The 12,265-nt window shown below is 69.6% G+C and carries 3 protein-coding genes; all 3 read right to left on the reverse strand.

The annotated features are described in order from the left end of the window. Positions 1-6: 6 nt before the first annotated feature. On the reverse strand, positions 7-7,140 hold the full coding sequence (locus ACWEWT_RS08230; protein WP_452557458.1) for an amino acid adenylation domain-containing protein: 7,134 nt from the start codon (positions 7,138-7,140) through the stop codon (positions 7-9). Next, a complete protein-coding gene (locus ACWEWT_RS08235) occupies positions 7,137-11,870 on the reverse strand; it encodes an amino acid adenylation domain-containing protein (protein ID WP_452557459.1) in 4,734 nt (1,577 codons plus the stop codon). The genes ACWEWT_RS08230 and ACWEWT_RS08235 overlap by 4 nt, the downstream gene beginning before the upstream one ends. Positions 11,871-11,944: 74 nt before the next feature. Continuing rightward, positions 11,945-12,244 carry an MbtH family protein gene (locus ACWEWT_RS08240; protein ID WP_452557461.1) on the reverse strand — a complete coding sequence of 100 codons (300 nt, stop codon included), beginning with the start codon at positions 12,242-12,244 and terminating at the stop codon, positions 11,945-11,947. Positions 12,245-12,265: the final 21 nt, after the last annotated feature.

The following is a 12,265-nucleotide window of genomic DNA, read 5'->3' on the forward strand; positions in this document are numbered from 1 at the left end:
GCGTCCTCACCGGCCCCGCAGATATTCGGCGACCACCGGACCGATCTGCTTCAGCGAATGCGGTGCCATGAGATCGTCGTGCCCGAAATCGACCCGGTGTTCGTGCACGCGGCCCGACAGGAACGGCCGCCACCCCGCCAGCGCCGAACCGTCCCCGTCTTCGGCGGAGAAGAACAGCACGTCACCGCCGAACCGCTGCGGTGCGGCCGAGCGATCGATCCGGGTGATGGAGAGCAGACTGTCGACGAGTTCGTCGATCTCGTTCTCCTCCAGTCCACCGAACACCCCACCGGCCGCCGCGGCGCGGTGCCGCACGGTCGCCGCGGTGACGGCGTGTGGATCCAGATCGTGCACGTCGTAGCCGGCGCGCTCGAGCCACCGGAAATACAGCGTCGACGGATCCGGCGGCGGATCGTCCGCCGGGACGGCCGCATCGGTCTCGGCATAGGCGTCCAGCAGGACCAGCAGCGGAACCTCGTGCCCCCACTCTTCGAGAACACAGGCCACCATCTGGGCGATCCGGCCCCCGAGCGACCAGCCGAGCAGGAAGTACGGGCCCTGTGGCTGCCGCTCGACGATCCGGGCGGCATAGCTCCGGGCCAGGTACGGGATATCCGGCGCGGCCGCGTATGCGGGATCGACGGCCGTGGCCTGCAGGCCGTACACCGGCCGATCACGATCCAGATGTGGCAGCAGGCCCGAATACATCCACGCCAGGCCCAGTTTGGGATGGACGCAGAACAGGGCCGGCCGGTCACCGGTCCGGCGGATCGGCAGCAGCGGCGCGAACGCGCCGTCCTCCCGGCGGCCCGCGGGCAGGGCGGCGACGTCACCGACGTCGACGATGCGGGCCAGGGCCGCTACGGTCGGCGCGTCGAAAACGGTCCGGAGGGCCACTTCGACGCCCAACTCCGCCTGCACCCGGGCCACCAGCGCGGTCGCCAGCAGCGAATAACCGCCCAGTTCGAAGAACGAATCGTCCGCACCGACGGTATCGATCCCGAGCACCTCCACGAACAGCGCGCACAACACCTCCTCGGTCGGAGTCGCGGGCGCACGGTGATCGGCCGTCGCACCCAGCTCCGGAACCGGCAGCGCGCGCCGGTCCACCTTGCCCGAGGGTCGCAACGGGAATTCGGCGAGCAGTACGACCGCCAGCGGCACCATATGCTCGGGCAGCCGTCCGCGCAGCCAGCCCCGCAACTGCTCACCGGTGATCGAATCGGCGTCCGTGGTGACGTAGCCGATCGGGGCCGCCGCATTCGACCGCGACCCGACGGTGACGATGGCGTTGCGGACCGCCGGGTGTTCGGCGAGCACCGATTCGATCTCCTGCAGTTCCACCCGCATACCGCGGATCTTGACCTGATCGTCGGAGCGGCCCCGGAATTCCAGTTCCCCGTGTGCTGTCCAATGGCCCAGATCCCCTGTCCGGTACATCCGTTCGCCCGGGGTGCCGAACGGATCCGCGACGAATCGGGCGGCGGTGGCACCGGGATCGCGCACATAGCCGCGGCCGAGGAAGATTCCGGCCACGTACAGTTCGCCCTGCACCCCGATCGGGACGGGCCGGAGCAGTTCGTCCAGCACGTAGATCCGCGTGTTCGGATTGGGGCGCCCGATACTCACCGAACCGCGTTCGGTGCCGGGCCGGTAGATCAGATGACTCACCCCGATCGTCGCCTCGGCCGGACCGTATCCGTGATACATGACGGCGTCGCCGAGCCGGTCGCGGAACCGCGTGAACAGTTCGGGAGTCAGCGCTTCCCCACCGCACCACACATGCTTCAGCGTCCCCGACACCTCGTGGACTCCCGGAAGCCCCAGCAGTACATCGAGTACGGAGGCGACCAGATAGGTGAAACTCACCCGGTGCTCGGTCATCAGTTCCAGGAGCCGGGAGGTATCGCGCTCGGCGCCGGGTTCGGCGATCACCAGACGCGCCCCGGTGACCAGGGGCAGGAAGATCTCGTTGATCGAGATATCGAAACTCAGCGGCGCCTTGAACAGTGCCGCGTCACCCGGGCCGAATCCCAATAGATCCGCCTGCCACAGCAGTCGGAAACAGATCGACCGCTGCCGGATCATCGCGCCCTTCGGACGCCCGGTGGTTCCGGAGGTGTAGATGACGTAGGCGAGACCGTCACCGGAGACCGCCGCGGACGGGGCCGCGGCCTCCCCCGGGACCGGTACGTCCGTCGAGTCGACGCAGAGCACCGCCACACCGTCGAGATCGGGGAGGTCCGCGCGGTTACCCTGCGTGGTCAGCACGAGTTCCGCACCCGATCCCCGGCAGATCTCGGCGATCCGCGCCGCCGGCAGTGCCGGTTCGGCGGGGGCGAACGCCGCACCGCATTTGAGGATCGCCAGTAGTGCGACGATCAGCTCGGCACCACGGTCGAGATGTACCACCACGATCTGTTCGGGGCCCACGCCGTGCGCGGCGAGACGTACCGCCGCCGCGGTGGATCGAGCGTCGAGTTCGGCGTAGGTGTATCGCGCACCCGCCCCCACCAGGGCGATCGCGTCCGGTGCCCGCCGGACCTGCTCCGCGAACAGCGCCGTCAGGGTGGTTTCCGGTTCCGGCGCGGCGGTGTCGTTGAACTCGTCGAGCAGCTGCCGGCGTTCGGCCGGATCCAGCACATCCAGTTCGGCGATCCGGGTATCGGGCGCGGCGGCGGTGACCGCGAGGACCCGCCGTAGCCTGTCCAGCACGCCGGTCACGGTCGCTCGGTCGAACAGATCGCTGCTGTACCCGATTTCGATATCGAGACCGGAATCGTCCGGACGGTGGGCGAATCGGAACGACAGGTCGAATTTGGCGACCCGCAGGTCGGGCACGATCAGCCTCGTATCCAGGCCGTCCAGGTCGATACCGGGTGGGGCGTCGTCGTGGCTCACCATGACCTGGAACAACGGATGCCGGGCCGGTGTCCGGTCCGGGTTCAGCGATTCCACCAGTCGCTCGAACGGAAGATCCTGGTTCTCCAGGCCGCCGAGGACGGCATCGCGGGCGCGGGCGGCCACCTCCCGCAAGGTCGGATTGCCCGAGACATCGTTGCGCACCACCAGGGTGTTGACGAAGAAGCCGATGAGATCGTGCAGTGATTCGTCGGTACGCCCCGCGATGGGCGCACCCAGCGGAATATCGTGGCCGGAACCGACCTTGGCGAGTGTCACCGCGACGGCCGCCTGCGCGATCATGAAATCGCTGGCGCCCAGGCTGCGCGCGAGTGCGCGGAGCCCGGCAGCTGTCGCGGCATCGACGCCCGCGGCCACGGTGCCACCGTGGTGAGACGGCTGCCGGCGGCGCGGGCGGTCCGTGGGCAGGGGGAGTTCGTCGCCCAGGTCTTCCAGTTCCCGTTGCCAGTAACGGATCTGCCCGGCGGCGAGACTCTCCGGGTCCGCCTCGTCCCCGAGCAGCACGCGCTGCCACAGGGAGTAGTCCGCGTACTGCACCGGTAGCGGCGCCCACGATGGCGGGTGCCCGGCGTGGCGAGCGTGATAGGCGGTGGCCAGATCGTTCAGGAGGATACCGATGGACCATCCGTCGCCCGCGATATGGTGCAGCACGATCGACAGCAGGTGGTCGTCCGCGGATCCCAGCCGCCACAGCCGGAATCGGATCGGGACGACGCGATCGAGTTCGAACGATACCGCCGCGGCTTCCACGATCGCTTCGTCCGCCCGCTCCGGGGACAGATCCCGGACTTCGAGATCCGGAAGGCAGTCGTCCAGGGGGCCCGCGTACTGATACGGCCCGTCGACATCGACGGCGATGATCGTGCGGAGGCTCTCGTGGCGGTCCAGCAGGTCGACGATCGCGCGGCCCAGTGCGGATACGTCGAGTGCCCCGCGCAGGCGCAGCGCGAACGGGATGTTGTAGAGCGGGGTCGGCCCGTCGAAACGGTAGAGGAACCACAACCGCTGCTGGGCGTAGGAGAGCGGAACGCGCGACGGCCGCGCGCTCGCCGCCGGCGCGGGCCGGGCGCCCGCGCCGGTGTCATCGATCGCGGTGGCGAGTCCCGCCACGGTCGGGTGGTCGAACACCGTACGGGCGCTGATCTCACGGGTGAGACGCGTCCGGACCCGCGCGGCGAGCCGGGTGGCCAGCAGCGAATGCCCGCCCAGCGCGAAAAAGGAATCGTCGGCGCCGATCCGGGCGAGGTCGTGGCCCAGGATCTCGGCGAACGATTCGGCGAGTGCCCGCTCGGTCTCGCCCACCGGAGCTCGCCTGTCCGCGCCCGCGGTGAAATCGGGGGCCGGCAGGGCGCGCCGGTCGAGTTTGCCGTTGGCCGTCAGCGGGAGTCGCGGTAGTTCGACGAAGATATTCGGGACCATATGCTCGGGCAACCGGGACCGCAGGTACGCGCCCAGGTCGGCGGGATCGACGGAACCCCCGACGAGGTACGCGACGAGATAGGCTCCGCCGGGCCGGTCGTCGCGGGCGACGACCGTGCACTGCGTGATCTCCGGATGGCTCGCCAAGGCGGCGGACACCTCACCCGGTTCGATCCGGAAACCGCGGATCTTCACCTGATCGTCGGCACGGCCGGCGTATTCGAGCCGGCCGTCCGGTCCACGGCGAGCCAGATCACCGGACCGATAGAGGCGCCGTCCGGCGCCGCCGAAAGGGTCGGCGACGAACCGGGCCGCGGTCGGGCCCGGACGCCCCAGGTAGCCCCGGGCCAACTGTGACCCGCCGAGGTAGATTTCGCCGGCCACCCCGTCGGGGACCGGCCGCAACGCGGGATCGAGCAGGTACAGATCCATCCCCGGCAGTCCCCGGCCGATCACGCTCGCGGTCGATCCGGCGTGGTCCGGGCTCAGCTCCAGGAATGTACTGTGCACCGTGGTTTCGGTGATCCCGTACATATTGATCAGGCGTGGCCCGCCGTCCGCGTAACGCGCGAACCAGCCCGACAGCCGCGAGGGGTCGAGGGCCTCACCGCCGAACACTATGGCGCGCAGGGCCGGCGGTGGACCGGCCCGCTCGGCGGCCGCCCGCGCGAGTTCCTCGAATGCCGACGGCGTCTGGCTCAGTACGGTCACCCCGTGCTCGGCGAGCAGCTCCAGCAGATCCTCCGGCGACCGGGTGATCTCGGCGGGTACCACCACCGAACACCCACCGCTCAGCAGCGGCCCCCACAGCTCCCAGACCGAGAAATCGAACGCGCAGGAATGGAACAGCGTCCAGATATCGCCGGGGCCGTAGTCGAACTGCTGCCGCGTCGCGGCGAGCATGGCGACGACGCTGCGATGGGAGACGACGACACCTTTCGGTGTGCCGGTGGATCCGCTGGTGTAGATGACATAGGCGGCGTCGTCGGGACGCGGCGGCCGGACCGGGGTGAACTCGTCGACCGGATCATCGGACCCCGGGGTGAGGTCGAAGCGCAGCAGCTCACCGTCGACCGGATGGGCGATATCGCCGGAGGTGACCACGGCGGTGGGCGCGGCGTCCGCGAGTACGAACCGGATACGGTCGGCCGGATAGGCGGGATCGATCGGGACGTAGGCCGCGCCGGACTTCAGGATGCCCAGCACCGCGACCACGAGATCCGCGGTCCGTCCGAGCAGGACCGCCACCCGGTCGCCGGGGCCGATTCCCGCCCGGGCCAACCTGTGTGCGAGCCCGCGGGCCCGGCTGTGGAGAGCAGCGTAGGTGAGAGTCGTCTCGCCGCAGATCACCGCACCGGCCTCCGGATCCCGCTGTACCCGGGCGGTGAACAGTTCGGGAAGTGTCGCGCCGGGGACGCCGACCGCCCCGCCGCGACCGGCTCGGAGCAACGCCGCCCGTTCGCCCTCGGTATACGGATCCACATTCGCGACACAGCGGTCCGCGCCGCGGACCATCGCGGTCAGCACGGCGTTCAGCCGCTCGTAGAGCACCTCGACGGCAGTACCGTCGAACGCGTCGGCGCGGTAGTCGAGGGTGAGTTCGAAGGTACTGCCCGTGGGCATCGCCATGAGTGTGAGCGGATAGTGCGTGGCGATCGGCCGCTCGACGGCGGTACAACTCAGTCCGGCGTCCTGCTGCGCGACGGTGATCGCCGCCGCATCGAACGGGAACGATTCGAAGACGACCAGGGTGTCGAAGAGTTCCCCGGCCCCGATGCCGAGCGCCCGCTGGATATCGGCCAGGCCCACGTGGTGATGCTCCAGCAGCGCCACCTGCTCGGACTGGATCCTGGTCAGCAGATCGGCGAGACGCTCACCCGGTCGGAGACGAACCCGGACCGGCACGGTGTTGATGAACAGGCCGACCATCGATTCCACCCCGGGCAGGTCCGCGGGGCGGCCCGATACGGTCGTCCCGAACACCACATCGTCGCGGCCGGTGAGACGCGCGAGGAGTAGACCCCATGCGGTTTGCAGGACGGTATTGACGGTTACGCCCAGACGCCTGGCCGACCCGTCGAGCCCCGATGCCAGATCCGTGGGCAGCGGCCGCACGAGCCTGTCCGGCAGGACCGGCGGCAGGCCACGGACCCGCGGAGCGAGCAAGGTCGGTTCGTCGACCCCGGCCAGGGTCCGGGCCCATACAGCCGCGGAAGCGTCGTTGTCACGGAGTTTCAGCCACGCCAGATAGTCGCGATAGGGCCGCGGTGCGGCACCGCTGCCCGCCCGGCCCGCGGTCGCGTAGAGCGCGAAGAGATCACGCATCAGCAGCGGGGTGGACCAGCCGTCGCTGATGATGTGATGGTTGGTCAGGATCAGACGGTAGTGCTGCTCGTCGAACTCGAGCACCGTGCAGCGGATCAACGGCGGACGCTCGAGGTCGAACCGCGTACGGCGATCCGCGTCGACGAGGTGCCGCGCCGCGGCGGCGGGATCGGCGTGACCCGACAGATCGATATGCGCACAGGGCACCTCGACCCCGCGCAGCACGATCTGCATCGGCTCGTCGAAATCCCGGACGATCGCACTGCGCAGCACCGCGTGCCGTGCGGTCAGCGCCGTGAGAGCACTCCGTAATCTATCCAGCTCGAGCGGACCGGCCAGGTCCAGAACGAGCTGTGCCACATAGACATCGGTGGCGTCCTCGTCATGCTCGTCCCAGGTGGCGTGGAACAGCAGGCCGTGCTGGAGCGGCGACAGCGGCAGGATGTCCTCGATCTTCGATCCGGTCGCGGTCACAGGGCCCTCCATTTGGCTTCGAGTGCATCCAGCTGTCCCTGGTCCAGTGACACCAGGGACAGATCCGAGGGGGTGTGCCCACCGGCGCCCGGTCCGGCCGCATGCCGGATCAGGCCGTCGAGGACATCGGTCCACCGCGCGGTCAGGGCGCGCATATCGGCGGCGTCGAGAATGCCGCCGGCGTACATCCAGTGCGCCGTCAGCCGCTTACCCGCGGGACCGACTTCGGTGACCGCGTTGACGACCAGCGCGGTCGGCACCGGCATCTCGGGGTCGTAGGCCGCGCCCACTCCCCCGTCGGCGATCGACCAGTCACCGCCGCCGGCGTCCATCCGGCCCAGATAGTTGAAACCCAGCTGTGGGCCGGGGTACCCGCCCAACCGCGCCGGCCCGTCGCCGTCGAGATAGCGGAGTACTCCGTGGCCGATACCGTGATCGGGTATCGAACGGAGATGTTCTTTGACGCGTTTGACCGCGTCACCGGCCGCGGGCCCGCCCACCGACGCCTCCGCGATATCGATACCGGCGAAGTCCAGCCGCACGGGGTACTGCGTGGTGAACCAGCCGATCGTCCGGGAGAGATCGGCTCCCGGAACGGCGGATTCCTCGCGACCGTGCCCTTCCATCAGAACCGGCACCGATTCCGTGATATCGCCGCGTTCGGCGGACCACCCGGCCACCGCGAGGCCGAAAGCGGTGAGCAATACGTCCTCGACGGATCCGAAGAAAGCCTGTGGCACCGTATCCAGCAGGGCACCGGTGGTCTCGTCGTCCAGTGCGACGGTGACCGTTTCGACGGTCGACCAGATGTCCTTCGCCGGATCCGGGCGCCGCGTTCCGAGCAGGCTGTCGGTGCCGCGCAGGACCGATTCCCAGTATGTGTACTCGTTCGCCCGCGACGATGCCCGGTCCGCGAGACCGCGTGCCCAGGACCGCAGCGATGTCCCGGCCGGCGCCGGGGCCGGTTCCGCACCCGCCGCGAGCGCGCGCGCCGCGGCGGCCAGATCCTCCACCAGGATGCGCAGGGAGACCCCGTCGACCACGAGATGATGCAGGACGAGCAGTAGCCGGCCCGGCTCGGGACCGGCGTCGAACCATACGAACTGCGCCATTGTCGCGTTCTCCGGATCCAGCCGCTCGGCGGCCGCGGCGAGTTCGGCGGCGACGACGTCTTCGGGCGGTAGTTCCGGAACCTCGATACGACGGATCAGTGCGGCCGCGTCCCCGCTGCCCTCCGCGCCGATCATCAGATGCGGTCGTTCCCCGCGGACCAGCCGTGACCGTAACGCGTCGTGGGTGTTCATCACCGCGGCCACCGCACCTACGAGAGTGCTGTGCGCGAGGGGCGGGATATCCAGCAGCAACGACATCCGGTGCCGATCGCCGAGCGCACCCCGCTCGGCGAAGGACCGCATGATCGGGGAGGGTTCGACCGCCCCGGCGGCACGCTCGGCGACCGGCCGCGGCTCCGGCGCGGCGGCGCGGGACGCGAAGGCCGCGAGTGCCTCGATCGTCCGGTACTCGAAGACGTCTTTCGGCAGGATCTTCAGTCCCGCCTTCCGCGCCCGGCCGACCAGTTGGATCGTGAGAATGCTGTCGCCGCCGATCTCGAGGAACGAATCGGTGACGCCGACGGAATCCCGGTGCAGCACCTCGGCGAAGATCCGGGCCAGTATCTCTTCCGCCGCTCCGGCGGGAGCTCGGGTCGCCGTCGCGGTCGCGGTGAAGTCGAGCGCCGGCAGCGCCCGGCGTTCGATCTTGCCGGAGGGCGACAGCGGCAGCTCACCGAGCAGCTGCACACCGGCCGGCACCATATGTTCGGGCAGTGCGCGGGCGAGATGGTCACGCAGCGCGGCCCCGTCGATATCGGCCTCGGACCGGTCGTGCAGGACCGCATAGGCCGCGAGATGCATTCCGCCGGGCCCGTCCGAGCGCCCGACGACCACGGCTCGGGCGACCGCCGGATGCCGAGTCAGCACGGATTCGATCTCCGCGGGTTCGACTCGGAAGCCACGGATCTTCACCTGATCGTCGACCCGGCCCAGGAACTCGAGCGCGCCCTCCGCGCTCCAGCGCGCCCGGTCGCCGGTGCGGTAGAGCCGCGCACCGCGGCCCGATTCGTCGAACGGATCGGCGACGAACCTCGGTGCGGTCTGCCCGGGCCGCCGCAGGTAACCCCGGGCGACCTGCACCCCGCCGATATAGAGTTCACCGACCGACCCGGCCGGCACCGGACGCAGCGCCGGATCGAGCACATAGCACCGGGTGTTCGACACCGGCCGCCCGATCGGGACCGGGCCGGATACCGGTGCGTCCGCACCGTCGGTCACGATCTCGTGCAGGGTGGCGCCGACCGTGGTCTCGGTCGGTCCGTACTCGTTGATCACCGCGGCGGACGCGATCGCCGGCGGGAGGCCGCCGGCCAGCGCTTCCGCGTGCAACGCCTCCCCCGCGATCACCACCGTGCGCGGTCCTTCGGTGGCGAACGATACGGCGGGCAGCAGCGGCAGATGGCTCGGGGTGATCTTGAGGAAGGTCGCGGGCCCGCGCGCTGTCGCCAGGGCATCCGGCCCGTCGTCGCACAGTTCGAGTGTTCCGCCGCGCAACAGCGTGCCGAAGAGCGGAGTCACCGTGAAATCGAACGAGATCGAGGAATGCAACGGTGTCCGGCCACCCAGTCCGGTGAAACGCCGGACCGCCCAATCGAGATGGTTGCTCACCGCCCGATGGGTGACCACGACACCTTTCGGGGTACCGGTCGACCCCGAGGTGTAGATGATGTACGCGGGATGGTCCGGGTGCAGCGGAGCCACCCGTTCGGAATCGCGGACGGTATCTCCGGACAGACCGGCCGCCTGCGCCACCGCCTCCGCGTCGTCCAGCACCAACCTCGGTACCCCGTCGTGGGGAAGCGTTCCGGCCACCGAGCGCACGGTGACCACGAGATCGGGACGTGCGTCGCCGAGCATCAACCGCACCCGGTCGGGCGGGTAGGACGGGTCCACCGGGAGATACGCGGCGCCCGCGGCGAGAATCCCGAGCGCCGCCACCAGCACGGCCGGCGATCGGGGCACGGCCAGCGCGACGATGTTCTCCGGTCCGATACCCATCCGGGCGAGTTGCCGGGCGAGCCGGTTGGCGCGGATATCCAGTTCCCGGTAGGTGAGTTCGCCCGCGTCGGACGCGTCCGGGGTGACGACCGCGAGCGCGTCCGGGGATCGTCCGGCCTGTGCGGTGAAACGTTCCGGCAGCAGCCGGATATCGGATTCGGCGGCGGTGTCGTTCCATTCGCGCACCACGCGGCGGCGATCGGCGGCGGCGATCGGCACCGACTCCAGGATGGACACCCCGGGGTCGGCGAGAACGGTGTCGAGTAGCTCGTCGAGCCGGTCGAGCAGCCCGTCCACCTGCTCGTCGGACGTGCGACCGGCCGGGTAGTTGGCCTCCACCGACAGTTCGTCCCCGTCGATCTCGACCGCCAGGGTGAGATCGAAACGGGCGTCGGTACCCGGCACATGGCGCCGGGTCGCTCCGAACCCGGACCGCCGGAAGGCATCCAGCATCGGCGAGCGCAACGACAGCACGACGTTGAAGAGCCGGCCGCCGCCCGGGGAACGCTGATCCGATACGGTCCGCGCGATATCGTCGAGTTCGACGTATTGGTGGGTGTAGCCCGCCAGGCAGGTGGTCCGGCACCGGGCGAGCAGCGATCGGAAATCCTCGTGCGGGTCGATCTCGGCCCGCAACGGAATCGTATTGCCCAGGTATCCGACGACCCGTTCGGCGCCGCTGAAATCGCGGTTGACCACCGGTGCCCCGACGAGGAAGTCACGCGCGCCGGTATGGGTGTGCAGCAGGGCCGATACCGCGGCGAACAGCACCATGTAGGTCGAGGCGCCCTCGCGGCGGGCGAATTCCCGGACGCGGCCGCCGGTACCGGGGCGCGTCTTCCGTGACCGTTCCCGCCCCGGGCCCCCGGCGCCGCCGGACAGGCCGGGCAGGTCCACCAACGGCGGTAAGGGGTCGAGCCGAGTACGCCAGTAGGCCAGGCCGGATTCGTCGGCACCACGCGCGCCGGCCGCGATATCGGAGAACTGGTGCGCCGCGCGTTCGTAGCGCACCGGGCGGCCCGCCGCCAACTGCCGGTAGTCGTCCATCAGTTCGCCGAAGAACACGGCTGTCGTGGCGTCGTCCCAGACGATGTGGTGCGCGACGACGATCAGTGTGCCCGTCTCCTCGCCGGTTCGAATCCAGCCGACCCGCAACGGTGTATCCGCCGACAGATCGAAGGGGCGGCCCGCGAGCGCGCCGGCGAGTTCGTCGAGGCGCGCCGCTCGGTCGTCCGCGGCGAGCTCGGCGATATCGTGCCGGTCGTACACCGCCGGCAGATCGTCGGCGACCACCTGGACGACGCGCTCGTGCGCGAGCCGGTAGGTGGTGCGGAGGATGTCGTGCCGCGCGACGAGGCATTGCACCGCCCGCCCCAGCAGATCCGGATCGAGGTGGCCCGTGATATCGATCGCGATCGTGACGTTGTAACCGACTGTCCCGGGGTCCAATTGCTGAATGGACCACATCCGCTGCTGTCCCGGTGAGAGGGTCCGCTGCGCCGGTGGATCCGGGCGGTCCGGCCGTGGTGCGGGAGCGTGCAGGAGATCGGCCTCCGCCAGGCGACGGCGGATCAACTCGTTGCGACGTTCGGCCGGGCTCGCTGCGCCGTCCGTACTCATCCGGGGCCGCCTTTCGTATCGAGGAGAACCGGATCCGGTGTCCCGCCCGGTTCTCCTTCCCTGGTCATCGGGCTTCAGGCCTGCGCAGTAGAGCGGCCGATATCTGCCGCCACGCTCGCCGGACGCATATCGGTCCAGACGCGCTCGACGTACTCCACACAGTCCCGGCGATTCGCCGGACCGTGCACGATCGACCATCCTGCGGGAATTTCGGCGAACAGTGGCCACAGCGAGTACTGCGTCTCGGTGTCGACCAGCACCTGGAACAGCAGGCTCTCATCATCGAATGGATTGCGGGACAAAGTGTCTCCTCCTTCGAGTGGAGGGCCGGCATTGTCGCGCGCCTGCGCACCGGCACCGTTGGCGGCGATCACAACCGACCCCGCGACAGTAAA

This window comes from Nocardia sp. NPDC003963 (genome assembly GCF_053605105.1).

Coding starts and splice junctions, on each gene's coding strand:
- ACWEWT_RS08235 (WP_452557459.1), bottom strand. CDS start 11,870: ATGAGTACGGACGGCGCAGCGAGCCCGGCCGAACGTCGCAACGAGTTG.